The following is a 26279-nucleotide window of genomic DNA, read 5'->3' as shown; positions in this document are numbered from 1 at the left end:
CACCATTTACGGTGTCTAACTCTTACCCTATTTCTTTAGCGCTTCTTCTCTTTCGTGGCTTTTACTAAGTCAGAATTGTCTTTCTTTGGTATTGCCGTCGAAGTGCGAGGATCGAATCCTTTTCTAATTTGAAGCCAGTGAAAGTAGGGCAGTTCAATGCATTTTTCTTCTAGCCAACTTTCGTCTTTCAATCGAGGTAAAGTTTTGTAGCTGCCCGTCTCACTTCAGTGTTCAAAGCCTTTCATATTATGCCACTTTTCAATATCTTGGAGCGCATAAATAGAAGTAGCGCATGTACTAACAAATTGCTTAAGAGTGATTCGTAACGCGTGGCATTTTTACTTTGCGGTGGCTTATGTGATTAAGGCGCCGTGCGGTAGCTTTTGTATTGCGTTACTCACACCTTAGCAAGGCGTTATAACAACAAGGAGAGTTCCGTGAAAATAACAGTTTTAGATGACTACCAGGATGTGGTTAGAACGTTAGATTGTTTCGAATTACTATCACATCATGATGTGTCCATCTTGAACGAAACACTTCCTGAAACGGAGTTGGTAGCTAAGCTAAAAGACACCGAGGTTCTTGTTTTAATCCGAGAACGGACAGTGATTACAGAGTCACTGCTTGCACAGTTACCTAACCTTAAAGTTATCAGTCAAACAGGTAAAGTCAGCAATCATATTGATGTTCACTTATGCGAAAAGTATGGAGTAAAGGTGTTGGAGGGGCGTGGCTCTCCTGTCGCTCCTTCGGAATTAGCTTGGGCGCTGATTATGGCGGCAAGTCGCCACGTACCAACTTATTCAGCTAATCTCCAAAATGATAAATGGCAAAACTCTGGAGTGCTTGGTTTAGGTCGCACTCTGAAGGGCTTGAAGCTTGGTATTTGGGGCTACGGAAAAATTGGACAACGAATTGCCCAATATGCAAAAGCATTTGAAATGTCAGTGGTTGTTTGGGGTAGTGAGGAATCTAGAAATCTTGCGCTTGAACATGGCTTTGAAGCTGCTGCTTCAAAGGAAGCATTTTTCTCTGGTTCGGATATTGTGTCACTTCACTTACGTTTGAATGAAATAACTAGGGCGTGCGTAACAGCTCAGGACTTGAGCTTAATGAAGCCCGACTCTTTATTTGTAAACATTAGTCGCTCAGAGCTTGTAGAAAACTCTGCGCTATACAACGAACTGGCGGCGGTCCCAACTAAGCAAGCTGCCGTTGATGTATTTGACAATGAACCAGCATCGCTTGATAACGAGCCTTTATTGTCATTACCAAACGTTACGGCTACCCCACATTTAGGGTATGTAGAGCAAAACAGCTATGAGCTTTACTTCAAAATAACATTCGAGAATATTTTAGCTTTCGAGCAGGGTAAGGCATAGAATCAGCATCGAAGAAATCGTTGTTATAACAAAGCATTTAAGAGTGATTCGCAACGCTTGGCAGTTTCGCTTCGCTCAAGTATAGCCAAGCGCTGCTCACACCTTAATGCGGCGTTATGTGCTTTGGGAGAAAATGGAAATGGATATTCCCGACAGATTCAAAAATGTAAGATACGTTTCATCCCGCATCCCGGGTTGCAAAGATGATTCAGACTTAACGCTTGGAGCTAACTGTCAGGTCTTTGCTTATAACCTGCTCAGAGACTTCGGTCTAAATCCACCTAACTACCGTTCTAGTGAATTGTGGGATGACTCGGAGTTTAGTGAGGTGGTCACTGAGTTTAAGCCGCTAGATATCATGATGTACAACGACTCTACTGACTCATACGGAGCACATGTTGGGGTGTATGTCGGTAATGGACTCGTCTATCACCTTTCTTTATCCAATGGCGTACCCATGTTTGAGCGCCATTTAGACTTACTTCAACAAAGTAAGTATCAGTTTTTTATTGGCGCTAAGCGTATAAAACAGTTTGGTGCATAACGTAAGCACGCACATAACAAACTGTTCAAGAGGGATTCGCAACGCGTGGCATTTTTACTATGCGTTGATTTTAGTGATTAAGGTGCAGTGCGGTGGCTTCGGTATTGCGTTGCTCACCCCTTAACAGAGCGTTATACAAATACAGGGATGAAAATGGAAATTACAGTTAAGAAAATATCGAAAAGGTCTCTTTTCAAAATGCTTTTTATCGGCTTTAGCTTAAGCTTCTTTGTTTTCTTTTTAATGTGTGGCATCGCATCCATATTTGGTGCGGAGACTGTAAAGTGGGAAGAAACACCAGTAACGGGTGTATCAGGTCTGTTACTAGCATTAGCAATGTGGCCAATATTTAGTTTTTTCCTAGCGTTGTTTATGTGGTGCTTTGTAGCATTTGGTTTGTGGATTTACTCTTTAGCTAAACCTCTTAACCTAGTCTTTAAAGAGACCGCAGAATCCAATTAACCATTTGTATAACAAACTGTTCAAGAGGGATTCGCAACGCGTGGCACTTTCACTATGCGTTGGTTTAAGTGATTAAGGTGGTGTGCGGTGGCTTCGGTATTGCGTTGCTCACCCCTTAACAGGGCGTTATACAACATTCAAATTAGGAGCAGTGGATGTGATTGATACTTATCAAACCTTGATTGCGGGAGTAGTTGGTTTCGTAGGCGTGATCATTTCAATTCTTGCTAATGGTTTTTTTGCTAGAAAACAGCATGGGCAAGGTATCGCGCAGAGAAGAAAATCTATCATTTCAGCGATTAAAGCAGAGTTGAATGTCAATCTTACAAGTTTTGAGGGGCGTGCGGAGATACTTAAAACTCCTTCAAATGGAAAGCGAACGGCATTTCCGGTCAAAGTATTTAATGATGTATATAAAGAGATGTTGGGTCAAATCGGCTATTTAACTGAAGAAGAATGTCGCTGTATTATAAATATCTATTTGTTACTTGAAGAGTTTCCCAATAGGGTAAAACTACTGCTGTCTGATTCAGAGTATTCGATTGATGATTTCATTGTTATAACGGACCCTAGCCATAGGTGTAGTTTACAAGAAGCTCATGTGGAGTACGTGAAAATGATAAATTCAGCAATAAAATCTTTGGGTTAGTTGCTACTGTTGTATAACAAAGCGTTTAAGACGGATTCACAACGTTTGGCAGTCTTGGTTTGAATCAGCTTTAGTGTTTACGGCACAATAGTTTAGGTTTGGTGGTCGCGTTGTTCACCACTTAACGCGGCGTTATGTTGTTTGAGGCTAACAATGAAATATTGGTTACTACTATTGGTATCAATTCTACATTCAGGTTTAAGTTTTTCGGGTGACGAAGTGAAGAGTAATCCAATTTTATCCACTGACCTTTTATGGCAGAGGGCAATTACCAAAGCTAAAGCGAGCATAGGATACTTTCGTGAGCTATTGTCTAAACCCGAGCTTGCATCTAGTTTTGCTCTTGTAAAAGTATACTTCCCAGCACAAGGTGCTTACTTATGGTTCATGGTGGTAGATGTAGATTCAAAGTCTTTCGTGGTTCAAGCTTTTGAAACACTCCCTCAGTTAGATCATATTGTCGTCGGTGAAGCATACTCAGTTTCAGATGAAGATATCGTAGATTGGTCTCTGAATAACAGTGGTTCAATGTATGGCGGATTTTCAATGCGTTACATTAAAGACCAAAAAACAAAAGACGAACAAGACAAATATGACCAGTATATAGGCGTAAAAGAATGGATGCCTCTGCCTTGAGTCCACAACATAACAAATTGTTCAAGAGTGATTCGGCACGCGTGGCATTTTTACCATGCGTTAGGTTTAGTGGTTAAGGTAGTATGCGGAGGTTTCTGTATTGCGTGCCTCACACCTTAACAAGGCGTTATGCGTCATTCAGAAATTTAGGAATAATATGCGAGTAAATTACGAAGAAAAGACTTTTGAAAGTTACTTCAATAATGAACTAGATTCATGTACTTCAGTTTACTTTCCTTTTGGACAAGTTCAGGAAGGTAGTATTGGCGCTGACTCTGCTGCCTTTTCAAAAAATCGACGATTATGGTGGAGGTTAGGGTGCCCATTTATTTTTAGCTTACCATTTGAAGGTGTAGAGTTTTCAGAAATGGCTGGCATCATGGAAAAGTACATGGGACATGAAATTAAAAATCTGCCAAATATTAAAACTAACATTTTATTTCAATACAAAAAGCCAGAATATATAGCAAGCCATTTGGGTGGTGAATGGAAACATTGGTCTCAACCTTATTATAGGTATGATATTTATCAGAAACAACAACTTATGCTTGAAGAGTTAAGCCAAACACTCAAAGGTAAGGCTCTCATTTTATATGCTTCTCCAGCGATAAATGATGTGGATGAGTTAGTGAAAACAAAGCAACTAAGAAAAATTATAAAATCGACAAACTTTCGACCTGCAGAGGAACTTAAAGGTCACCATAAAAATACTTATATAAAATCAGGCTTATATTCAATAGCATGTAGTGAGCCAGAAAAGCTGGAGAGCTTCGACTTGCTAGAGCACCTAGCACGGTTAGATACAAATACAGAAAATACAGAAGAGCAGCTACATGAGTTTGTTAAAAATGTAGTGAGTGTGATTATGAAGACCGAGCTAAACCGGGCATTCGTAGCATTGTATGAACCGTTTGTTGAGAGAAATATTAAACAATACCCTATTCTAAATAGTATCTTGCAATTGAAACTAGTACGAGATATTACGGGCTTACAATGGTGCATAGCATTTGACGCATAACAATCTGTTTAAGAGTGATTCGCAACGCGTGGCATTTTTACTATGCGTTGCGTTTAGTGTTTAAGGTGGTATGCAGGAGCTCCGGTATTGCGTTGCTCACACCTTAACAGGGCGTTAGGTAAATTGAATGAGTTGTGTACATAAAAAAATAGAAGCTGCCTTAGATCGGTGGGATGAAAGTCATTGGTATCTTCATCAGATTGAAGAGCACTACCATAATGCTGATGCTTTAAGGTATTCAATGAATGCGTTTATTCGATCTTTGAGAGAAATACCTGACATGATTGCAATGGCGCTTCAGAACCATGAAGGTTTTCCTGCTTGGCATAAGCCAATAAGGAAATCATTAGAAAAGGAAGATTTTCTTTTCTCTCAGATAATTCGTCATCGCAATCATATAGTTCATAAATCAATGTTAAAGCCTAAAAGTAAGGCGTTTGTAGCCTCAATTCGTGGGTATACGATCAAGATGCAATTTGGCTTTTATGTAGATCCTTTTGAAGATAGTGATCTAGCAATTGAGCGATTTATTAAAATGTCTAAAAGTAATCCTACTCTAATGCAGGCATTGGCACCTGATGAAGTTCAGGCTCTAGCTTTGGTTCGTGAGTGGCATATCGAAGGTTACGACGAAGAAATTATCGAATCATTTAGAAATTCCTGGTTAAGGGTAAACGAATACTTATCAGAAATTATGGTCTTTCTAGGGGGAGATGCCTTTCCTACAGGTTTACCACCTTGTTTTAAAGACTCTAGAAATTTTAGATACAAAAAGTATCACGATTTTCAAGCACGGCTGTAAACATTTACCTAACAAGCAATTTAAGAGGGATTCACAACGCTCGGCATTTTTGCTTCTACTTCAAATTTAGTGTTTATGGCACAATACGTTAGGTTTGGGTGAAGGCGTTGTTCACCCCTTAATTGGGCGTTAAGTGCTTGTCGATATAAGGAGATTCAGTGGATAATATAAATTATGAAAATAGAGTTATTGATTACTTTCAAAACCTATCTTTCGCTATTGAAAAAATACCAGAGTCAAATGAAGAAACACCAGATTTTTTGATTAGTGGTACAGAAAGAATATTAATTGAACAGAAGACAAAGTTTGATGATATAGAATTGTACGAAGAGCAGAAAAATGCTCTTGATTCTGGTGAAGTATTCCAACACGGGGAACTAACTGGTTACACAAGTAAGATTGCCAAGATTATTGGAAAAGGTAACCGCCAGTTAAAAAAGCAGAAAACATCCACGAATAGCGACTTTTGCTTTTTGTTTATCATCACAAGCGGAGTGAATACTTCAACACAAGTTAAGCAGTTTTCTTCAACATTTTATGGAATTATGCCAATAGTTGATTTTGACGATGGTTCTCGTGTCGCAAAAAATTGTTATTACTTTACTGAAAGTCAATTTTTCCGTTTCCGGGAGACCTTAGACGGAGCTTTTTTAGTAAACAGTTATAATGGACAGCTAAAGCTTCTGATTAATGATCAATCTTCAAATTACGCAAGACTAAAAAAGTCCAAGTTTTTGGCACAATTTGAAGCGAATGTACCCTGTATTGACCCCATCGAGCTAGAGGCTAAAGGAAAGGCATATGTCGCTGATTGTCAGATTAATCGAAGAGAAGTGGACAAAATAGAGCAGTATGTGTTCAAAAAGTACAATATTAAGCGAGGGATTTGCCACAACTTCGAAAATACCGTATTTCAAACTAAAGTACGCACTTAACAAACTGTTTAAGAGTGATTCGCAACGCGTGGCATTTTTACTATGCGTTGGTTTTAGTGTTTCAGGTGGTATGCGGCGGCTTTTGTATTGCGTTGCTCACACCTTAACAGGGCGTTATGTGAACGGAACTGAGATTGACGTCGAGTTTATAAAGATTTGATACTCGACAGTCCCTTATATGGATTAAATACTGTTTCAAACCAAAAAGTTGGAGCATGAGTATAGTGAGGTTTGTTTTAGTTGTACTAACTCTGAACCATTTCATTTACTTGTATTTTGGGTATTTCATCGATGGTGTAATGAGCAATTCTAGCGAAGCAGGTCAAGCTCCTGGGTACGGGATAGTTTATGCATTGCTAATCTTTCCTGTTCAGTTGTTACTAGAGTTAGTCTTCATTATTGCTTTGCTGTATCAATTTCTAGTAGTTCATCAATGGCGTGCGAGTATATGGTATTGGTCTCCCTTTTTAGTTACGTTGTTTTTAATTTTAGATATCGGATACTGACTTTTACATGTTCACATAACAAAATGTTTAAGAGGGATTCGCAACGCGTGGCATTTTTACAATGCGTTGATTTAAGTGATTAAGGTGGTTTCAGCAACATCGGTATTGCGTTGCTCACCCCTTAACATGGCGTTAGTATTTTGGGAGAGTTATGAAAGAGCTAATTAAAAAAAATGTACTTGAAATAGTATCGATAGTTGTTGCTGTTTCCGCTCTTTTATTTACGGGATTACAGTACTGGTTAACACAAGAACATAATAAGATGTCAGTACTGCCCATAATGATATTTGATTATGAAAAATCAAAAATGGCTATCAGAAATGATGGACTTGGTCCTGCTGTTATTACCGGAGTAGATATTTACTATGACGGAAAGATGGGACGAATGACTGACTTTGATAGTATAGCTACGCCGATTGCAATGGCAATAAGAGACAATAATCTAAAACTGGATCCGAAAGACTATCAAATTAAGTACTTCAATAGTTTTGTTGTAGTGAAAGAAGATAAAAAACTTGAGCTGATTAAGTTAAAAAGCTTTAAAAAATCAAAGCAGTTTGAAAAACTTCTAGAATTAGTTAACTTTGGAGTTTGTTACAAATCAGTATATGACGATAGGTTTTATATTAAGTCTATTGATGCTGAACCTTCTGAAAGGTCTTGTAATTATGACGGTGCTATGAAAATGGGAGAACAATACTACCGTTGGGTAGATCCTATGGAGAAAGTTATAAGTTTCAGTGACATTACTGGAAGATAAAATACTAACAAACTGTTTAAGAGTGATTCGCAACGCGTGGCATTTTTACTATGCGTTGCGTTTAGTGTTTAAGTTGGTATGCGGTGGCATCAGTATTGCGTTGCTCACACCTTAACAGGGCGTTATGTACTTTGGAGGTCAAATGGATTTATCCTCAAATTTCAGAACGTTGGCGCTGTATAATCAGCGAATGAATAAGCAGTTACTTGGTGTTTGTAGTAAGCTGACTCATGAGCAGTTGCATCAGAATACCAACTCATTTTTCCCTACCATCATGGCTCACTGGAATCATATCTTGTTCGGTGACTTGATTATGCTACAGCGCCTTGTAGCAAATGGGTTAGTATCAGTTGAAGCTACAGTTTTAGAGAAATTACCCGTTTCTAAGTCAGTTTCTGACACGTTTGCCTCGAATCTAGGCGAACTCTCTGAATTACGAGAACTTGTAGACTCGATCTACATTGAAATCACTAATCAGTTTACCGCTGATAGCTGTAACCAAATAGTCAGATACACGACAACAGAGGGGCAGGTAATTGAACGAACAGTTGGTGAGTTCTGCCAACATATTTTCAATCATCAAACGCATCATAGAGGTCAGCTAACCTGTTTGTTAAGTCAGTTTGGTTTAGACTTTGGCTGTACAGACCTGCCTATGATCGTGCCAGAGGGAGCACGTACATAACAAAGCGTTTAAGACAGATTCGCAACGCTCGGCATTTTCGGTTTGATTCAGCTTTAGTGTTTACGGCCCAATGGTTTGGGTAGGGTGGTGGCGTTGCTCACTACTTAACGCGGCGTTATATTTTCAGGAGGACAGATGTCAGTAGTTGTTTTACCTGCAACATTTACAGCATTAATTGCAGGTTTGAAATTTTGGGAAGATAAGAAATCCCTTTCAGAGAAAGAAATCAAAGATAGGGATGATGCAGTTAATGTAGTTCTTGACGCATTAATTTTAACAAAGAGTTATTTGTATGATCGTAGGGAATTAAAAGTCGAGCAAGATCGTTGCAGAGAAGAAAAACTCTCTAAGGCTTGGCAAGACGCTGCGAATGCAATTTATCGATTTGATGAAAAATTGTTTCAATCTGCACAAGTCAAAGCAATGGGTTGGGCTGACCCTCGCGATTGGGTTAAAGCGGAAGATCAAGGTATTGAAGTTAAGTTGGAGACGTTAATAAAACAATGTGAATGGCTCAAAGAACAAAAAATATAACAAACTGTTTAAGAGTGATTCGCAACGCGTGGCATTTTTGCCATGCGTTAGTTTAAGTAATTAAGGTGGTATGCGGCAGCATCGGTATTGCGTCGCTCACACCTTAACAGGGCGTTATAACAACAAGGAGAGTTCCGTGAAAATAACAGTTTTAGATGACTACCAGGATGTGGTTAGAACGTTAGATTGTTTCGAATTACTATCACATCACGATGTGTCCATCTTAAACGAAACACTTCCTGAAACGGAGTTGGTAGTTAAGCTAAAAGACACCGAGGTTCTTGTTTTAATCCGAGAACGGACAGTGATTACAGAGTCACTGCTTGCACAGTTACCTAACCTTAAAGTTATCAGTCAAACAGGTAAAGTCAGCAATCATATTGATGTCAACCTATGCGAAAAGTATGGAGTAAAGGTGTTGGAGGGGCGTGGCTCTCCTGTTGCTCCTTCGGAATTAGCTTGGGCGCTGATTATGGCGGCAAGTCGCCACGTACCAACTTATTCAGCTAATCTCCAAAATGATAAATGGCAAAACTCTGGAGTGCTTGGTTTAGGTCGCACTTTAAAGGGCTTGAAGCTTGGTATTTGGGGGTACGGAAAAATTGGACAACGAATTGCCCAATATGCAAAAGCATTTGAAATGTCAGTTGTTGTTTGGGGTAGTGAGGGATCTAGAAATCTAGCGCTTGAACATGGCTTTGAAGCAGTCGCTTCAAAGGAAGCATTTTTCTCTTGTTCGGATATTGTGTCACTTCACTTACGTCTGAATGAAATAACTCGGGCGTGCGTAACAGCTCAGGACTTGAGCTTAATGAAGCCCGACTCTTTATTTGTAAACACTAGTCGCTCAGAGCTTGTAGAAAACTCTGCGCTATACGACGAGCTGGCGGCGGTCTCAACTAAACGAGCTGCCGTTGATGTATTTGACAATGAACCAGCATCGCTTGATAACGAGCCTTTATTGTCATTAGCAAACGTTACGGCTACCCCACATTTAGGGTATGTAGAGCAAAACAGCTATGAGCTTTACTTCAAAATAGCATTCGAGAATATTTTAGCTTTCGAGCAGGGTAAGGCATAAACATCGGCATCGAAGAAATCGTTGTTATAACAAACTGTTAAAGAGTGATTCGCAACGCGTGGCATTTTTACTATGCGTTGCTTTTAGTGTTTAAGGTGGCATGCGGCGGCATAGGTATTGCGTTGCTCACACCTTAACAGGGCGTTAGAGCGCAGGAGAAAAAAGTATGAACATGACCGATATAGTTGAATACATTTCATATCTTATCGCCGGCATTATTATAGCTCCTTTCGGCTTTATGCTGTTTAAAGAATTCATTGGTGAAGATCGCAAGACAGTTACAGATGAAGTCAAATCGACAGTAGGTGACGAATCGAGAAAGTTTCTGGGTGGTAGGTATGGTGATGCCGTTGTAGGTCAATTTGTCGAGTTTAAACTGATAATCGCGATAGGCTTGCCAGTAGTGCTATTTCTAGGAATTTCTTCCTTGGTTAATTCTCTTTTGAAAGTTCTGTTCAACCTGTGAGTTGCGCTCTAACAAACTGTTCAAGAGGGATTCGCAACGCGTGGCATTTTTACTATGCGTTGGTTTTAGTGTTTAAGGTGGTATGCGGCGGCTTTGGTATTGCGTTGCTCACCCCTTAACAGGGCGTTAGGTATTCAGAGGGAACTATGGAAAATTACAAATCCTTGATTGGTCATTTGCCTGTAGCAGACCATGCTATTGGTACAAAACTAGCTACTTGGGAAAAGTATCAAGAGAGCCACCCAGAAATTTGGAATACAATACAATCTATATTTTCTGGTGAACAGAATGTAAAACTACGCAGGCAAGACCTCAAAGACATCGCAGACACTCAGGATTACAACAAGTTAATAATATCAACGATTCTATGGGGTTACTCATCAGGCATGAGGGGCAACAACTTCTCAAAGATTATCAAGAAATTGCCTGAGATAGCCTCTTTATTAAAGTGTGCATCGCAAGGTATTGATGACTGGGAAATACACTACAACAAAGTAAAAGAAATTAGTGGGTTAGGGTTGTCTACATACTCAAAATTTCTCTATTTTGTTGGAGGTAAAATTGAGGGGCATGAGCCACTAATTTTGGACATTCGTGTAATTGAAGCCATCAATACAGGTATTTATAAAGAGTTTGCTGGCATGAAGCGTATAACTTATACAAATGCTCCAAACCTTTATCCTGAGTATCTGAAAATTATGAACGATTTTGCACTATCTTCAGAGTGCACAGCAGCACAGGCAGAGATGTTTTTGTTTATGTTTGGGCAAAACCTAAAACAACATACCTAACAAAGCATTTAAGAGTGATTCGCAACGCTTGGCAGTTTCGCTTCGCTCAAGTATAGCCAAGCGTCGCTCACACCTTAATGCGGCGTTATACGCTTTATGAAAAATGATACAAAAAGGACGTTATGAAGTTATCTGAGTTACAAAGTCATATAAAAGAATTCGATTATGCGCCAGAGCAATCTGAACACTATTTTTTAAAGCTAATCGAAGAAGTTGGCGAGTTATCGGAATCTATTCGCAAAGGCAAAAGTGGGCAACCAACGCTAGATGAGCTCAAAGGTTCAGTCGCAGAAGAGTTATATGACGTTTTGTATTATGTTTGTGCTCTAGCCAATATTCACGGTGTAAACCTTGAGAAAACGCATGAACTAAAAGAAGTTTTGAATAAAGCTAAGTACAACCGATAGGACGCGTATAACAAATTGTTTAAGAGTGATTCGGCACGCGTGGCATTTTTACTATGCGTTGATTTTAGTGGTTAAGGTGGCATGCGGAAGCTTCGGTATTGCGTGCCTCACACCTTAACAAGGCGTTAGGCGCTTGGTTTACAACGTCAGATCAAGCTCTTGGAAGTTATGTCTTAAATCATTGATAATGTGTCCAAACTATCTAGTAACTGAGTTTGTATATGGAAACCTCAAAAAAAGAACTTCTAGCCTTATTAACTAAAGAGTGCGAATTGTACTCGTCTATTCCTGCAAGTGAGCAACAGCAAAAGCAGTATAAAAAGCACTTTATAAATGGTTTGATGACTGCTTGCCGAGTTGTCGGTATCAGTTTTGAAGAACTGAACGCGATAATAGAATTGATGCCTCAACAGCCAAAGTTCAAAGATATAGATGAGCAGTTGTCTATCCCTACATATGTACGGAACAAAGTTGAGATTCAGTTATAAAACGTGGCTACGCGCCTAACAAACTGTTCAAGAGGGATTCGCAACGCGTGGCATTTTTACTATGCGTTGGTTTAAGTGATTAAGGTGGTGTGCGGTGACTTCGGTATTGCGTTGCTCACCCCTTAACAGGGCGTTATGTGACTTTTAGTGTAGAGGATTAATCGTTGATAGATAGAAAGAAAGAAAAAACCGAGCTTGGTTACAAAAAAACGGCTAGAGATTTGAGAGCCGTAGCCTTTGATACGTTAGAAGTATTAATAGTTAACTTTGTTATTTTTTATTATCTAATATATCAAGCTAGTAAGGTTGATGACCAACCATGGCTAGACTTGAAAGCCGGACTTAAATACTCATACGAAGCCTTATTTAACAATCATGTATGGATGTTTTCTTTATTTTTAGGGTTTGTGGCTTTTATAATTTCATATGTTGTACGAAGTAAAAAATCGAGAATATCCAATATATTTTTTCCATATGTATTTGGTTTTTTTCGGCGGTTGTCTAGAAGCTTATTGTCTGTAGCAATAACATTATCAATGTTTAAGTTTGTAGCTCTAACACATGGACATTTTGAGAATAAGGCTGGTTTTTGGGATTTTATATTTTTCCTTGTTAGTATATTTGTGTATATAGGTTTGAGTTTTGTTCTTTTATACAACAATGCTAAATTAGCAAAGACAAATATATCGAATTTCTTTAAAGCCTTAAGGATTATAGCTTTAACGATATTGGCAGTGCTTTTAGTTGCAGTGATTATTTTTTTAGAACTTTACTATCAATGTTTTAGTCAATCTATTCAATGTTTTATTGATTTATTCTAATTCACATAACAAAGCATTTAAGAGTGATTCCCAACGCTTGGCATTTTTCATTCCATCGTTGGGTTTTGTGTTTACGGTGGCATGGTTTAGCTTCGTGGTAGCGTTGCTCACACCTTAATGCGGCGTTAGTTTGCAAGAGGAAAAACGTAACTATATCGCAAGATCTAGTGGTAAAAGCTTAAAGTCGAAACAGTCATATCGGCACTCATTTCAGTGTTAACTTGCGTGGTGTAAACCCAAAATTAGCATCGTTTCAAAGGTTGATTTGTTCTTTGGTGCGGCGACTTTTGGGTTAACTGAGTTGAACTTTTTTGCTGAAACTCTGCTCGTTGAGTTTGTTGGTACAAAAGCCGATCTACTCGCTGAAGTGACGCTTTCTTTGGTGTGGCAAGTTCCACGTGGTTTCAGTGACTTTGTTGAAAGTCCGCATTGTGAGATTAGCTTTCCAAAAGCGCTTTTTGGTGTTGTGAGTTCGTTTTCTACGGCGTTGTTTGTTCTAAGTGGTTTCATTGACTAGTTGCTTTGAGACTAAGCCTGACTTAAGTGCATCAAAGCACATAATGCTTGTTGTTTGCAAAGTTTAAAATAAAGTAAAATCAACGCTTTGGGTTTGCAAACTAACAAACTGCTCAAGAGGGATTCGCAACGCGTGGCATTTTTACTATGCGTTGAATTTAGTGATTAAGGTGGTTTGCGGCGGCTTTTGTATTGCGTTGCTCACCCCTTAGCAGGGCGTTAGGCATTTCAAGATAATTGAGAACAATAATGAAAGAACAAATGAATGATATACCAGGTTGGTTATCTGTTATCACCAATTTTCTATCAGACAATATTGGGTGGGTAGCTTTAATCGTTTTTATGGTGGTCTTTAGGGATGCGTTATCAGACTTTCTTAAAAGGCTAACAGGTTTTCATTACTCTAACGGTGAATCAAAGCTGGGCTTGAATGCAGAGTCTCCGAGTAAGAGTGAACAAGTTCAAGAAAAAGACGAATCTCAAGCGAATGATGAAAAGCCTCAGGAAGTTGAAGTCTCTGTTAGTAAAGATGGCGTGACAAATTGGTTTTCAGAAGTAGACAGCGCTTTGGAAAACGATGATGTTGAAAGAGCAAATAAAGTTTTCAAAGAATATGAGCTAAACGCAAAAGATGAAACTAAGCTCCACAAAGACAAGAGTATTTACTTCTATTTACTGTTCAGTAAAGTTAATGATCGAGACGCGATTCCAAATTTAGAAAAGCATTCTCAGCAAGCCCCAACAGAAGAGCTTCGATACAACAGTTTGACATGGCTATCTTTTTGCTTACATGACAGTAAACAATACCAGCGAGATATTGATCTTTGGAGTACAGAATTACCTAAGTTTGAGTCTTTACACTTAACAGTCAATGCGTCACAACAATTAGCTCAAGCTTATCGAGCAAATGGCGATTTAGATATGGCTAAGAGTGTAGTGCTGCCATTATTGGAGCAAGTAGAAAAAGGTGTACTGAAAGCATCTATATATTCTACTTTGGCTCTAATTGAAGAAGACTTAGGTAACAAAGTTCTTGGGTCATACTGTAGGGACAAATCAGTTGAAAATGATCCCGAAAATTTAGATGAAGTATTCACTTCGGCGTATAACGCAAGTAATTCCGGAATTGACGAGCTATCAATCAGCAACTATGTGCTTCTAACTAGTGTTAGTCCAAAAAAGTCTATTGCTTGGAATAATCTTGGTGTTCAGGCTAAAGAAAGTGGTTGTAAATATAAATCGATAGAGCTCTATGGCAAAGCTGCAGTACTTGGTGAAACTCTCGCTATGGCAAATCAAGGTTATGCATTATTGGACGCTGGTTTTATTAACGAGGCTGAACGTATTGCGAACGAGGCTTTAGAAATGGAAGATGTTCACAAGAATGTCTACAGTCTTATGTCTAGAATCGAAACAGTTAAAAAAGAAGAGTCAAGCAAATGGAAAGAAATCCAGCGAAAAGCGTCGGTAAAACAAGCGCACTATAGAAAGTACACAGAAAAGTATTATGTGGGCAAATGTGCGGAATTCGATGGTACGTGGAGCATAGAAAATCAAGAAAAACACATTTCAAATTGTAGTGACCAAATAAACTTGACGTGGGACTCCGTTGGAGGTTTATCAGATACTAAAATGAAGTTTTCGATAAGAGGCAAGGTGACAGGGGCAACTTTTCAAGGTCACTATAAGTCAGAAGCAATGGACCAATCTAAATCAACATTACTAGTGGGTTTAGGTAGCTTTGAAACTAAATGTTTAGGCTATGTTGATGATGGTCATATAAATGTCTTCTCAACAGAGAATGGAAGCGAACGGATAGTAAGGCTTTCTCGAAAAAATGCCTAACAAACTGTTTAAGAGTGATTCGCAACGCGTGGCATTTTTACTATGCGTTGCTTTTAGTGTTTAAGGTGGCATGCGGTAGCTTCGGTATTGCGTTGCTCACACCTTAACAGGGCGTTAGAAGTTTTCAATCAGGTTAGCATTGAAGTTTATGTTAGAAATTAAAGAGTTTATGCCGTTTTTCCAGACTTTACTTGGTGGTGCTTTGACATTCCTTGGGGTGTACTTTGTCCAACGTAAATCTGATAGACGAGAACACGATAAATTGTACAGAGAAACCGTACAGCAAGCATTTGAAGCACTAAACAGGGTTGAGACCCTTTATACAAATGAAGCTATCGTTTTTTATAAAGCTATACGTGACTCAAATCTTGAGAAGATTAAAGAGTCAGTATTAGGAGAGCAAGCTTCAGAGTGCAGTGATAAAGTAGTCGCATTGTTAGAGTTGTATTTTCCATTTATGGAAGAATTTATCGAAGAGTTTTGTGAAATTGAAGCTGAGTTAGTTAACTATCACAATGAAGTGATCGACTCATTTAATGAGGTGGATTTGGAAACTTACAACAAAGAGTCTGAGCGTCTAAGTAATGTTATGGCTGAAAAAGTCTTTCAAATGAAATGCTTACTGTCTGATATGATGCATAAAAAAACAAACTTCTAACAAACTGTTTAAGAGTGATTCGCAACGCGTGGCATTTTTACTATGCGTTGTGTTTGGTGTTTAAGGTGGTATGCGGCGGCTTCGGTATTGCGTTGCTCACACCTTAACAGGGCGTTAGCAAATTTATTCGACATCTAACTCACATGGAGGAAAAGTAAGTGGAAACAGATAGAGATTCGATTATCGAATCGCATAGGCTTGCAAGCCCAGGTCTTCGGTATTTAGGGCAAATCATTGATGGTGCAATAAGTGCCGCAATATTCATTTTCTTTCTTTGGTTCGGTACATTAATTGGTTTATCCCAAGACTCATCTGGCTTAATCGCCTTTTCTGCCGCTGCTTTTTATTTCCTGCTTTCTGATGGTTTCGCAAAAGGTCAAAGCCTTGGTAAGAAGCTACTAGGTATCTCAGTTATAGATTCAGTTACAGGAAAAAGTTGTAGTTTTCCTCAGTCATTTTTCCGCAATGTTTTGACACCAATAATCGGCATGATTGATGCGATCTTTATTCTAGGTAAAAGAAGACAGAGACTAGGTGACAAACTGGCGAAAACAATCGTTGTAGTAAATTAGCTAACAAACTGTTCAAGAGGGATTCGCAACGCGTGGCATTTTCACTATGCGTTGGTTTTAGTGTTTAAGGTGGTATGCGGCGGCTTTTGTATTGCGTTGCTCACCCCTTAACAGGGCGTTATGTGATGCAGAAGCTCCGATCTTTAATCGGAGCTAAAATCATTATCTGAAGTACTTTTTAACTTTGTAGGTAATTGAAGAGTTATCGTAATTAATCACTTCAATTTCAGCGCCTTTGTAGTTGATTGTGTTTGATTTACTCATGTCATACTCAACATCATTCGTAAACGCTTGTCTTGCATTACCACCTGAAAATTCGCGGTAGGAAATATTAATCTTTTTCCCAACCGAACCATTATAGATTAGTGTTCTTTGGAAAGCAGACGGTGAATCAATTGATTTTTTCACCACTTCGGATTGTGCTTCTTCGTAGCAAGTGGCGTCTTTGACAAAAATTGTTGATACACATAATCCTTTCTTGTCATCTGGGGATAGCGCAAAAGGAGGATCAATCAAGGGACCTTGAATTACATAACCACCGTTAGTTGAAAAGTGTGAGAAATACATTTTCCCACTTTTCTCTGTACCTAGGTGTTTGTAATCACCTTTACCAATGTCATAAGCCACACCATCAACAGTTTGTTTAACTACAAGGTAATCGTCCGTTACTTTTACACCTTCATCGATCATGTAGTCGCCTACGTAGACCTGTGTAACAGTATCTAACTGAGGCAAAGTAAACTCTTCAGTTGTTGGGTAAGAGTTCAGAGGGATGCTTGATGAGCAACCAGCCATTAATGCACTAAACATTAGAGTAAGATATATCTTTTTATTCATTATCAAAATGTTGTTTATTGAACATGTTGCGCATATTAAACTGTATGTAGTTTAGTAAAAATGATTTAGCGCAACATCACATAACAAACTGTTTAAGAGTGATTCGCAACGCGTGGCATTTTTACTATGCGTTGATTTTAGTGTTTAAGGTGGTGTGTGGCGGCTTCGGTATTGCGTTGCTCACACCTTAACAGGGCGTTATGTTTCATCTTAACAAGGAGTAAAAATGAAAATCTTAGCATTATTAGTTCCAATGATTGTTTCATTCACATGCAAATCTGAAGTGTTGTGGGATATAGATATTCAAGATTATTCAAAAAAGACAGGGAAGGTTTATGTATATGATCTTGTTGTAGGTGACAAAGCCAAGATTAATACGAACTACGCATTTTGTATAACCAAAGAAGGAAAGCTCGCAATAGACGAAACGGTTGAGGTTGGTTCAGGAAACACTCTTTTAACGATATTGCCAGGAAAGAAGGTTGCAGTTGACACCGAGGACGAAAAGTCGTTTTTAAAATCATTAATTAGCACAGACACTCAAGGTGGGTGCGCTTTCTGGACTGCACATCAAGGTAAATACATTAGACTTGTCGATTCAGTTAATGGCAAAACAAAGATATCCGAACTTGCGGTGGGTAATTAAACATAACAAAGCATTTAAGAGTGATTCGCAACGCTTGGCAGTTTCGCTTCGCTCAAGTATAGCCAAGCGTCGCTCACACCTTAATGCGGCGTTATGTGCTTTGGTGTTGATTACTTATAGATGTGCATGAAAGTCATTTTAAATTAGTAAAAGGAATTACTATGTCCAAAAAGGAATCGAATAAAAGTACTGCAATAAAGTTGGGTTTGTTCATGGCTGGCTCGGTATTTGGTGCAGCCTTGTATATCTTTTTTGCGTTTCCAACATCTTGATTGTTCGGGTTGCGAAATTTCGTCGCTTGAATAGTTCATGGTCAGGCTACATGTAGGGATAGAATGTTAGTTGCCATCGTATACATCATTGTCACACTTCTTATGGTTAAAGTGCTTTTAAAGAAGAAAGTCTCCAAAAGTGTACTTTTTTATTTCGCTCTTGAACTCTATTTTGGTGCAGTTGCGGTAGCCTCTTATATCGATTAGTTGTTCAGAGAGCAAAGGTGTTTAATTTAAGTACGCACATAACAAATTGTTCAAGAGGGATTCGCAACGCGTGGCATTTTTACTTTGCGTTGGTTTTAGTGATTAAGGTGGTATGCGGCGGCTTCGGTATTGCGTTGCTCACCCCTTAACAAGGCGTTAGTTTCATTGGAAAGCTCATGAGTGAATATAATTATAAAAATTGTCAGTCATTGTTTGGATACTCTGCTGAAGTACATGTTCGTTGTAAAGGTGTGTGTCAACTTTGCGGCTGTGGTGGCTCATTGGACTTCGACTTGTGGCGACAAATGACAGTTGAGCACTTGATTGGTAAGTCGCAGGGCGGATACTTGAAGCAGATAAAAACTGAAATAGAAAGTAAATTTCCCAGTTTAACATTTACTGAAAGTAATTCGTTGGCTAAGAAAATTGATGCGCTAAATACTGTCACAGCTTGTCAGTTTTGCAACTCAACTACTAGTAGAGAATTTAGCCAGATAAGCATGAGTGACTTAATCATAAATGGTAAAAGTCCCGCTGATGTTTTGAAGTCTGTAGGAGCGACATGCCTGCACATCCTAGAACAAAAAAGAGCTAAGGTTGAATGGAAGTTAGCCTCGGTAAGAAAAGCCTTTGAAAAACATGTTGTGCCAAAAATCGGCAAATGAAACTAACAAAGCATTTAAGAGTGATTCCCAACGCTTGGCATTTTCGGTTCAAGGTTGGGTTCCGTGTTTACGGTGGCATGGTTTAGTTTTGGTGGTAGCGTTGCTCACACCTTAATGCGGCGTTATACGAATGCGAGCGGACGCAAGTGTCAGGCAGAGCTCCAAGTATGCTCACTCAAATAAGTATCTGATCCTCAATCCAAGATAAATATTTTTAGGTTCTGGAGCATTTGGTGCTAAAAGATAGGTGACAATAATTATGTGGTATCTGTTTAAAGATTATGTGGACACGCCAAATCATATTGAGTGTTTGATCTTTGGAGTGTCAATGATAGCTTCCTACATTGTGGCTTGTGTGTCCTGTAAATCTCGCAATATGTTAGGGTATGAAGTGCGGGTTATTGCTACAGCAGCAGGTCTTATGGTGGCAGCGCTAGTTGGGGGAGTTAAATTTACTTTTGTGTCAACTTTGCTGGTATCGATGCTTTTCACATGGTTGATGGTGAGAAAAGGGCATGCATTGGGTTGGGGGTAAATCATTGTCTTCAAATGAAGTAGCCAGATTCTTAAACTTTAATTTAATCCATTGATCCAATCGGGAAAATTCGTATAACAAAGCGTTTAAGACGGATTCCCAACGCTTGGCATTTTCGGTTTGATTCAGCTTTAGTGTTTACGGGACAATGATTTAGGTTTAGTGGTCTGCGTTGCTCACCACTTAACGCGGCGTTAGGCTTCTCACATCAAACTAGCAAGGTGAATTATGAATGAGTGGTTTCCAGCTATTACGACAACATCAATCTTAGGTGGTGTGATATGGCTCTCTAAAAGTTGGCTTTTAACACGCTTAAAAGGTTCTATTGCTCATGAATATAGTCAAGAACTGGAAAGTGTTAAGTCACAGTTGAGAAAGACCGAAGATAATTATAAATCAGATCTTAACAAGAGCGAGCAACGAATAGATGTTCTCCAAAGTGAAGTTCTTTCTCAAGTAAGTGCCAGATATACAACACTGTATTCTCGCCAAATGACAGCTATTGAACAGCTTTGGGAGGCTGTTTTAGTTTTAGGAAGTGCAAAGTCCACATCTTCGACAATGTCGCAAGTTGATTATGACGCAGCCATCAAAGCTGCTGCTACTGATCAAAAGGCAGTAACGTTTTTCGAAACCGTGTGTAAATATGATATGGAAAAATTAGGAAATGCTATGTCATTGGCTGCAAAGCAAAGACCATTTGTATCAGTAGTTTCTTGGGCTTACTATGCTGCGTATCAGGCTATTCTGACATATTCAATTGCACAGGTGGAACTCCTGAAATTAGGTTTAGATCAAGATTTTACAGACAGTAAGAGTGTAGTAAAACTAGTAAAGCTAGCACTTCCCCACCAAAGTGAAAACATAGACAAATTTGGAGTTAATAGTTGTCACTACTTACTGGAAGAGCTTGAGACTAAAATGTTGGAGTCTTTTGCTGTTACATTAAATGGTGATGTTGCTGATAACGAATCACTTGAGCGAGCAGCAAAAATAATTTCTCAGTCAGAAGCTTTGCTTAAAGAAGCTCAAGGGGTAAATTCCAAAGCCTAACAAATTGTTCAAGAGTGATTCGGCACGCGTGGCATTTTTACTATGCGTTGGTTTTAGTGGTTAAGGTGGTATGCGGAGGCTTCGGTATTGCGTGCCTCACACCTTAACAAGGCGTTATGTGATTAATCATCAATCGAGGAAAAAATGAATAAGATAGTAGTAGGCTTGATTTTGAGCTTTGTCTTAGTTGGTTGTTCAAATCTGGGCACGACGCGTGCCGTTAATGGAAATATAGTCCAAAACATCGAAGATCCTAACGACTTTGGTTCAATTGCGTATGTTGATTACTACGATGTTGATACGCTAAGAGCAATCGAGAAAAAGAAAGCGGAACTAGCGTTTGAAGAGCCTGATTATTCGAAGATTCCGGTAAATGGATATTTGCTGGCACATGTTAAAACACCAACAATTGAATCGGCAGATACGAAGTGGTGGAAAACTGTAGTTGTTGACGAAGCTGGAAATGTGTTGGCGAAGAAGCAAGGTAGTGCGAGCGTAGCGTCATACGAGACAACGAATGGAATTACAGTATGGAAAAACTCTATGTTAGTTGTGCTACCAGAAGTTCAACCTCCTTTTAATGTTTACATTGTCAGTGACTTATTAAATAAGCGTTGGGGATACAAAGTTCTGGGTAAAAATTAATCACATAACAAACTGTTTAAGAGTGATTCGCAACGCGTGGCATTTTTGCTATGCGTTGTGTTTAGTGTTTAAGGTGGTATGCGGTAGCTTCGGTATTGCGTTGCTCACACCTTAACAGGGCGTTATGTTTACATGTTGACTTTTAAGCTAATGCACATATAATTGAAAACAACCACGCTCACTACCTTCCTTCACGGGAACGTCAGTGGGCTTTTTTTTTAGATGAAGTATATGCCGTATAAAAAATATGACAAACCGTATCTGCTTCCTCCTCAGCTGATCTCTGCACTTGAAGCTAAGGGGCTTAGTTTCCATGACAAGGGTAAAGCAGAACGATTTTTAGAAACTATTAACTACTACCGTTTTAAAATCTACCTCCACCCTTATCTACAGAGTTGTGGTAAAAAGTTCAAACCTGATACTTATTTTGAGCATGGAGTTCAACTTTATCGTTTTGATGAAGAGCTAAGGATTTATTTGCTTAAATTGATCTGTAGAGTCGAAGTCAAACTTCGCACAAGGTTGGATCAAGTAGTTACTTCTACTCAGAACGAGCCTTATTGGTATCTTGTAGATAGCAATTTTCAACAGTCTAAGCTCTATGGCAAGGTTTCAGGTTTTAGGCAGTCTATCGCAAGTGCATTTGTCACTTGCAGAGAAGACTACGCAACTCATTTTAAAGACAACTATTATAATGCGACCAATGCTGCTTATAAGTTCTTACCACCTTTTTGGGTTGCAGGAGAGTTGACCACTTTTGGCAACATCATGAATATATACGATTCTCTTGATAAAACGCCGTTTCAAGTTACATCTAGACAAAACTCTCTCGATGATTTAGCCAGAGAGTTTGGAGCAAATAATCTAAAAACTCTAAATCAGTGGTTAAAATCAATAAGAGACATTCGCAACAGGTGTGCCCACCATAACAGGGTATGGAGTTGTAATTATCGAGCCCCAAATCGTATTGTGCCACAATTATCCATTTCTCCGTCTAATGATAATCGTCTATATACGACTTTAGCGATGTTTCATGTCATATCTAAAACTTTGCAATTAGATGAATCTATTCGATACGATATTTATCAAATAATTCATAAGTATCCTGCGGTAAAAAAACACTTATGGATTGCTGGCTTCCCTGAGCGATGGTTTTTTGATCAATTTTGGCGATAAACATAACAAAGCATTTAAGAGTGATTCGCAACGCTTGGCAGTTTCGCTTCGCTCAAGTATAGCCAAGCGTCGCTCACACCTTAATGCGGCGTTAGCTTAATAGGAGTAAGGTTTAGTTGAGTGAGTCTATTGAATTCGTGTATAGCATGGTAGGTTTAATCATTGCTCTAACTCCCGTTGCGTTTTGGTACTACAAAAAGAATCCGTCAATCAAAGTATCTACACACAATACTGACAGTAATATTTCCATACTTGTTAGGAACCATAAAGATGCACATATAAAAGTTAAGCATGTTCTCTTAGTCACAAAATCTAGATGTAAGAATGGACTTCATTTTGACCATCAGTCATTTTTTTCGCTTGTCGATAGCGATCAATACGGTTTTCAGTCCACTCAAAATGATAATTTAGATATATCCTTAGAACCAAATGGTTCAGTTGTGAACTTTGATATACCGTATTCAAAGGTGGTTCACCTATATGGGTATTTTTTGCCATACAAACCATGCAATGTGCATAACACATTATATTTAGAGAAAGTTGTTAAAATGCCAAAGTGTTATGTGGCGATTTTTCTCGATTCGGGAAAGTACAAGCTTGTTCCGCTACCATCTGAGTTTTATCCATTTTACCGAAAATATGTTGGTCACGAACTAGATAGAGACTTTGCTATTTATTTGGGAGAGCACCCTGATTTATCGCTCAGTTTTTCAACTCGGGAGCAAAAATTGAAGTACGAAAAGTGGTTATTAGATAGGTATTCAATAACAAGAAAAAATTACCACTACCTATTGGAAAATTAAGCTAACAAACTGTTTAAGAGTGATTCGCAACGCGTGGCATTTTTACGATGCGTTGGTTTTAGTGTTTAAGGTGGTATGCGGCAGCTTCGGTATTGCGTTGCTCACACCTTAACAGGGCGTTATGTGATAAGGAGGTCACATTGAATATCGAATACAAAGTTAACCAGCAGATCTCAGCTGACGAGTTTATTAGTTTGCTTCAGCGCTCGACGTTGGGGACGCGCAGACCAATAGAAAATATCGAATGTATCAAGGGTATGTTGGACAATAGTAACCTTATAATCACTGCTTGGGATGGTTCTAAACTGGTTGGTATTGCTCGCTCTATTACGGATTTCCATTATTGTTGTTACCTGTCCGACCTAGCGGTTGATGAATCGTACCAAAGGTCGGGAATAGGCAAGCAATTACAAGTTCAAACTCAAGCTCAAATTAAGCCTACATGTAAACTGTTTTTAATCGCCGCACCCGCAGCCAATGACTATTATGGACAAATTGGCTACACCAAAAACGAGCGTTGTTGGGTGCTGGAACGTGGTAGTGAAATTATCACATAACAAAGCATTTAAGAGTGATTCGCAACGCTTGGCGTTTTCGCTTCGCTCAAGTATAGCCAAGCGCTGCTCACACCTTAATGCGGCGTTATGCATTCACAAGTGGTAATAAAAATGTTGGATGAAAACTATAAAGAAAAAGTTATTAGGCATGAGCTCGGTCATTGGTTTATTGCGCATCAATTGGGTTTTAAACCCGGTGATATCTCTATCCAAATATCTATAGCGAATAATGGGCAGTATTATCATCAAGCTTCATCTCATATAGATCTAAATCCCAGCCTTTGCTCCCTCGAGGATACTAGCGATTATATATTCAAGCGAGCTTCGGTTTTGTATGCTGGGACGGCATTTCAATGCGCTATCGACGAGAGAGATAGTATTGAAGTTTTAGAGTCTGATGGCTCAGATGATAATAGCAAGCTCACAGAGTTAGCATTTGTATGGCGTGGGATAAAGTACCCAAATGATACCTGTCAAAGTAAAGAGCTCGAGCAACGGTGGGAGCTAGCGGATAAATGTTGGGAAAAAGTATGTGAATTGCATAATGCTAACGAAGCGCTCATAGATAAAGTGGTTAAAGAATTCATGAACTTAATATTAACCCCTAACAAACATTATGTTATTAAGCGTGATGATATAGTGAAGCTGTTTTGCTTCTAGTCTAAATGCATAACAATCTGTTTAAGAGTGATTCGCAACGCGTGGCATTTTTATTATGCGTTGGTTTTAGTGTTTAAGGTGGTATGCGGCTGCTTCGGTATTGCGTTGCTCACACCTTAACAGGGCGTTAGGTATTCATGTTTTAAAAGGTTAATTATGGATAGAAAAAAGAAAGTACAAAGTGTTATTGATTCATTGCTCGAAAGGCAATTTTACTTCTTAGGTCATCCAGACCGTACAGATGATGGCATCTGGAAGGACGAAAATGGTAATGTGATGTCCATGGAGCAAATGGATGAAGTACATATTAAGAGCTCAATAAAGGTTGTAAAAAATGCTATTTTACGAATCAGTTCTCGACCAAAAGAAGTTCAGGATTTCCTCATCCCATTAGCAGAATCAAAAATTTCTGAACTCGAAAGTGCGCTCAACAAATAAATACCTAACAAAGCATTTAAGAGTGATTCCCAACGCATGGCATTTTTCATTCCATCGTTGGGTTTTGTGTTTACGGTGGTATGGTTAGGTTTCGTGGTAGCGTTGCTCACACCTTAATGCGGCGTTATACAAATACAGGGATGAAAATGGAAATTACAGTTAAGAAAATATCGAAAAGGTCTCTTTTCAAAATGCTTTTTATCGGCTTTAGCTTAAGCTTCTTTGTTTTCTTTTTAATGTGTGGCATCGCATCCATATTTGGTGCGGAGACTGTAAAGTGGGAAGAAACACCAGTAACGGGTGTATCAGGTCTGTTACTAGCATTAGCAATGTGGCCAATATTTAGTTTTTTCCTAGCGTTGTTTATGTGGTGCTTTGTAGCATTTGGTTTGTGGATTTACTCTTTAGCTAAACCTCTTAACCTAGTCTTTAAAGAGACCGCAGAATCCAATTAACCATTTGTATAACAAACTGTTCAAGAGGGATTCGCAACGCGTGGCACTTTCACTATGCGTTGGTTTAAGTGATTAAGGTGGTGTGCGGTGGCTTCGGTATTGCGTTGCTCACCCCTTAACAGGGCGTTAGCCCTTTTCGAGGAAACGATATGGAAATCGTACAAGAAATAGATGTTTCAGAATTGCATCATAAGGCAATCGAAGCATTAAGAAATCAAGCTTTTCCAGACAACCAAGTAAGTCGTTCTTACTTTAAGCAGTTACCTCATATGCGTGCCCTTCATTTTCAAGGTGAACAGCTGGTTGGCTATCTTGGACTGGATTATCGCGTTGTTAGTGTCGGTGGGGAAATACATAAGGTTCTAGGCGTAATTGACTTTTGTGTTGACGAACGTTATCGAGGGCAAGGTATTGGCTCTTTTATGTTGTCAGAATTATCGGCATTTGCTGAAACTAAAGATGTGGATTTCATAATCCTTATATCTGAGTTACATGATTTCTACTCATCAAATGGTTTTAACAAAGTTCAGTGTATGCAGTCTTGGTTAAGGCTTCACGAGCACACCAATTTTGGGGTTGCTGTAGAGCATATTGATGAACTGTATGTGAAACCACTCAGAGATAAGCAGTGGAGTGTTGGTCATTTTGATTGGCTAGGTTATATGTACTAGTCAACCACAGGGCTAACAAAGCATTTAAGAGTGATTCGCAACGCTTGGCGTTTTCGCTTCGCTCAAGTATAGCCAAGCGCCGCTCACACCTTAATGCGGCG

Annotated in this window: 34 protein-coding genes; 33 read left to right on the top strand and 1 reads right to left on the bottom strand. The window is 39.0% G+C overall.

Features of this window, described 5'->3' with window-relative positions; all coding sequences use genetic code 11:
* Nucleotides 1-437: 437 nt before the first annotated feature.
* The 21 genes from J4N44_RS10480 to J4N44_RS10310 all read left to right on the top strand — a co-directional run bounded on the left by J4N44_RS10480 (nt 438) and on the right by J4N44_RS10310 (nt 16558).
* Nucleotides 438-1382 carry a D-2-hydroxyacid dehydrogenase family protein gene (locus tag J4N44_RS10480; RefSeq protein WP_252044428.1) on the top strand — a complete coding sequence of 315 codons (945 nt, stop codon included), beginning with the start codon at nt 438-440 and terminating at the stop codon, nt 1380-1382.
* A 139-nt stretch (nt 1383-1521) separates the two neighbouring features.
* Nucleotides 1522-1926, top strand: coding sequence for a hydrolase (locus tag J4N44_RS10475; RefSeq protein ID WP_226975262.1), 405 nt, complete (start codon nt 1522-1524; stop codon nt 1924-1926).
* Nucleotides 1927-2073: 147 nt separating this feature from the next.
* Nucleotides 2074-2388, top strand: a complete 315-nt coding sequence (locus J4N44_RS10465) for a hypothetical protein (RefSeq protein ID WP_171343458.1) — start codon at nt 2074-2076, stop codon at nt 2386-2388.
* A gap of 157 nt (nt 2389-2545) precedes the next feature.
* The gene (locus tag J4N44_RS10455) at nt 2546-3037 is read left to right on the top strand and encodes a hypothetical protein (protein ID WP_089204769.1); all 492 of its coding nucleotides are present in this window, start codon (nt 2546-2548) and stop codon (nt 3035-3037) included.
* A gap of 153 nt (nt 3038-3190) precedes the next feature.
* Nucleotides 3191-3673, top strand: a complete 483-nt coding sequence (locus J4N44_RS10450; protein ID WP_252044427.1) for a DUF2314 domain-containing protein — start codon at nt 3191-3193, stop codon at nt 3671-3673.
* 157 nt (nt 3674-3830) lie between these two features.
* Complete coding sequence (locus tag J4N44_RS10440) at nt 3831-4691, top strand: hypothetical protein (protein WP_252044426.1); 861 nt, start codon at nt 3831-3833, stop codon at nt 4689-4691.
* Between the two features lie 127 nt (nt 4692-4818).
* Nucleotides 4819-5493: an Ea47 family protein gene (locus J4N44_RS10430; RefSeq protein WP_072606165.1), complete on the top strand. Its 675-nt coding sequence runs from the start codon at nt 4819-4821 to the stop codon at nt 5491-5493.
* A gap of 158 nt (nt 5494-5651) precedes the next feature.
* Nucleotides 5652-6428, top strand: coding sequence for a hypothetical protein (locus tag J4N44_RS10425; protein WP_252044423.1), 777 nt, complete (start codon nt 5652-5654; stop codon nt 6426-6428).
* A 657-nt stretch (nt 6429-7085) separates the two neighbouring features.
* Nucleotides 7086-7694 (top strand): hypothetical protein, encoded by a 609-nt coding sequence (locus J4N44_RS10415; RefSeq protein WP_047517920.1) that lies wholly within the window; start codon nt 7086-7088, stop codon nt 7692-7694.
* A gap of 142 nt (nt 7695-7836) precedes the next feature.
* Entirely contained in the window at nt 7837-8379 is a 543-nt protein-coding gene (locus tag J4N44_RS10405) for a DinB family protein (RefSeq protein ID WP_252044421.1), read from the top strand.
* A gap of 135 nt (nt 8380-8514) precedes the next feature.
* Nucleotides 8515-8913, top strand: coding sequence for a hypothetical protein (locus tag J4N44_RS10400; protein WP_252044420.1), 399 nt, complete (start codon nt 8515-8517; stop codon nt 8911-8913).
* A gap of 136 nt (nt 8914-9049) precedes the next feature.
* Nucleotides 9050-9994, top strand: a complete 945-nt coding sequence (locus J4N44_RS10390; protein WP_252044419.1) for a D-2-hydroxyacid dehydrogenase family protein — start codon at nt 9050-9052, stop codon at nt 9992-9994.
* Nucleotides 9995-10160: 166 nt separating this feature from the next.
* On the top strand, nt 10161-10460 hold the full coding sequence (locus J4N44_RS10380; protein ID WP_025613421.1) for a hypothetical protein: 300 nt from the start codon (nt 10161-10163) through the stop codon (nt 10458-10460).
* Between the two features lie 146 nt (nt 10461-10606).
* Complete coding sequence (locus J4N44_RS10370) at nt 10607-11251, top strand: 8-oxoguanine DNA glycosylase OGG fold protein (protein ID WP_252044418.1); 645 nt, start codon at nt 10607-10609, stop codon at nt 11249-11251.
* 122 nt (nt 11252-11373) lie between these two features.
* Nucleotides 11374-11658, top strand: coding sequence for a MazG nucleotide pyrophosphohydrolase domain-containing protein (locus J4N44_RS10365; RefSeq protein WP_038863851.1), 285 nt, complete (start codon nt 11374-11376; stop codon nt 11656-11658).
* Nucleotides 11659-11879: 221 nt separating this feature from the next.
* Complete coding sequence (locus tag J4N44_RS10355; protein ID WP_252044416.1) at nt 11880-12146, top strand: hypothetical protein; 267 nt, start codon at nt 11880-11882, stop codon at nt 12144-12146.
* Nucleotides 12147-12310: 164 nt separating this feature from the next.
* Complete coding sequence (locus J4N44_RS10345) at nt 12311-12967, top strand: hypothetical protein (protein ID WP_252044415.1); 657 nt, start codon at nt 12311-12313, stop codon at nt 12965-12967.
* 301 nt (nt 12968-13268) lie between these two features.
* The gene (locus J4N44_RS10340) at nt 13269-13484 is read left to right on the top strand and encodes a hypothetical protein (RefSeq protein WP_252044414.1); all 216 of its coding nucleotides are present in this window, start codon (nt 13269-13271) and stop codon (nt 13482-13484) included.
* A gap of 248 nt (nt 13485-13732) precedes the next feature.
* The gene (locus tag J4N44_RS10330) at nt 13733-15328 is read left to right on the top strand and encodes a tetratricopeptide repeat protein (RefSeq protein ID WP_252044413.1); all 1596 of its coding nucleotides are present in this window, start codon (nt 13733-13735) and stop codon (nt 15326-15328) included.
* A 148-nt stretch (nt 15329-15476) separates the two neighbouring features.
* Complete coding sequence (locus J4N44_RS10320) at nt 15477-15986, top strand: hypothetical protein (protein ID WP_252044411.1); 510 nt, start codon at nt 15477-15479, stop codon at nt 15984-15986.
* Nucleotides 15987-16144: 158 nt separating this feature from the next.
* A complete protein-coding gene (locus J4N44_RS10310; protein WP_140364920.1) occupies nt 16145-16558 on the top strand; it encodes an RDD family protein in 414 nt (137 codons plus the stop codon).
* Between the two features lie 162 nt (nt 16559-16720).
* Here J4N44_RS10310 and J4N44_RS10300 read toward each other — a convergent pair whose 3' ends face one another.
* On the bottom strand, nt 16721-17368 hold the full coding sequence (locus J4N44_RS10300) for a hypothetical protein (protein WP_252044409.1): 648 nt from the start codon (nt 17366-17368) through the stop codon (nt 16721-16723).
* 253 nt (nt 17369-17621) lie between these two features.
* On the opposite strand from J4N44_RS10300, the gene J4N44_RS10290 reads away from it, so the two are divergent.
* The 12 genes from J4N44_RS10290 (at nt 17622) to J4N44_RS10205 (ending at nt 26178) form a co-directional block, all read left to right on the top strand.
* Nucleotides 17622-18041: a hypothetical protein gene (locus tag J4N44_RS10290; RefSeq protein WP_005536771.1), complete on the top strand. Its 420-nt coding sequence runs from the start codon at nt 17622-17624 to the stop codon at nt 18039-18041.
* 655 nt (nt 18042-18696) lie between these two features.
* The gene (locus tag J4N44_RS10280; protein WP_252044408.1) at nt 18697-19185 is read left to right on the top strand and encodes an HNH endonuclease; all 489 of its coding nucleotides are present in this window, start codon (nt 18697-18699) and stop codon (nt 19183-19185) included.
* Between the two features lie 259 nt (nt 19186-19444).
* On the top strand, nt 19445-19720 hold the full coding sequence (locus J4N44_RS10275; protein ID WP_107286947.1) for a hypothetical protein: 276 nt from the start codon (nt 19445-19447) through the stop codon (nt 19718-19720).
* 228 nt (nt 19721-19948) lie between these two features.
* The gene (locus tag J4N44_RS10270) at nt 19949-20773 is read left to right on the top strand and encodes a hypothetical protein (RefSeq protein WP_252044407.1); all 825 of its coding nucleotides are present in this window, start codon (nt 19949-19951) and stop codon (nt 20771-20773) included.
* A gap of 144 nt (nt 20774-20917) precedes the next feature.
* Nucleotides 20918-21418, top strand: a complete 501-nt coding sequence (locus tag J4N44_RS10260; RefSeq protein ID WP_025523672.1) for a hypothetical protein — start codon at nt 20918-20920, stop codon at nt 21416-21418.
* Between the two features lie 231 nt (nt 21419-21649).
* On the top strand, nt 21650-22594 hold the full coding sequence (locus J4N44_RS10250) for an Abi family protein (RefSeq protein WP_252044406.1): 945 nt from the start codon (nt 21650-21652) through the stop codon (nt 22592-22594).
* Nucleotides 22595-22740: 146 nt separating this feature from the next.
* The gene (locus tag J4N44_RS10245; RefSeq protein ID WP_252044405.1) at nt 22741-23397 is read left to right on the top strand and encodes a hypothetical protein; all 657 of its coding nucleotides are present in this window, start codon (nt 22741-22743) and stop codon (nt 23395-23397) included.
* Nucleotides 23398-23537: 140 nt separating this feature from the next.
* On the top strand, nt 23538-23954 hold the full coding sequence (locus tag J4N44_RS10235; protein ID WP_252044404.1) for a GNAT family N-acetyltransferase: 417 nt from the start codon (nt 23538-23540) through the stop codon (nt 23952-23954).
* 111 nt (nt 23955-24065) lie between these two features.
* Nucleotides 24066-24614, top strand: a complete 549-nt coding sequence (locus J4N44_RS10230; RefSeq protein ID WP_252044403.1) for a hypothetical protein — start codon at nt 24066-24068, stop codon at nt 24612-24614.
* Nucleotides 24615-24770: 156 nt separating this feature from the next.
* Nucleotides 24771-25052 carry a hypothetical protein gene (locus tag J4N44_RS10220; RefSeq protein WP_252044402.1) on the top strand — a complete coding sequence of 94 codons (282 nt, stop codon included), beginning with the start codon at nt 24771-24773 and terminating at the stop codon, nt 25050-25052.
* A 140-nt stretch (nt 25053-25192) separates the two neighbouring features.
* Nucleotides 25193-25507 (top strand): hypothetical protein, encoded by a 315-nt coding sequence (locus tag J4N44_RS10215; RefSeq protein ID WP_171343458.1) that lies wholly within the window; start codon nt 25193-25195, stop codon nt 25505-25507.
* Between the two features lie 149 nt (nt 25508-25656).
* Entirely contained in the window at nt 25657-26178 is a 522-nt protein-coding gene (locus J4N44_RS10205) for a GNAT family N-acetyltransferase (RefSeq protein ID WP_252044401.1), read from the top strand.
* Nucleotides 26179-26279: the final 101 nt, after the last annotated feature.

This window comes from Vibrio sp. SCSIO 43155 (assembly GCF_023716605.1).
GTDB lineage: Bacteria > Pseudomonadota > Gammaproteobacteria > Enterobacterales > Vibrionaceae > Vibrio > Vibrio harveyi.
The sequence above is the reverse complement of the archived record's forward strand: the minus strand, read 5'-3'. Positions and strand labels throughout refer to the sequence as shown.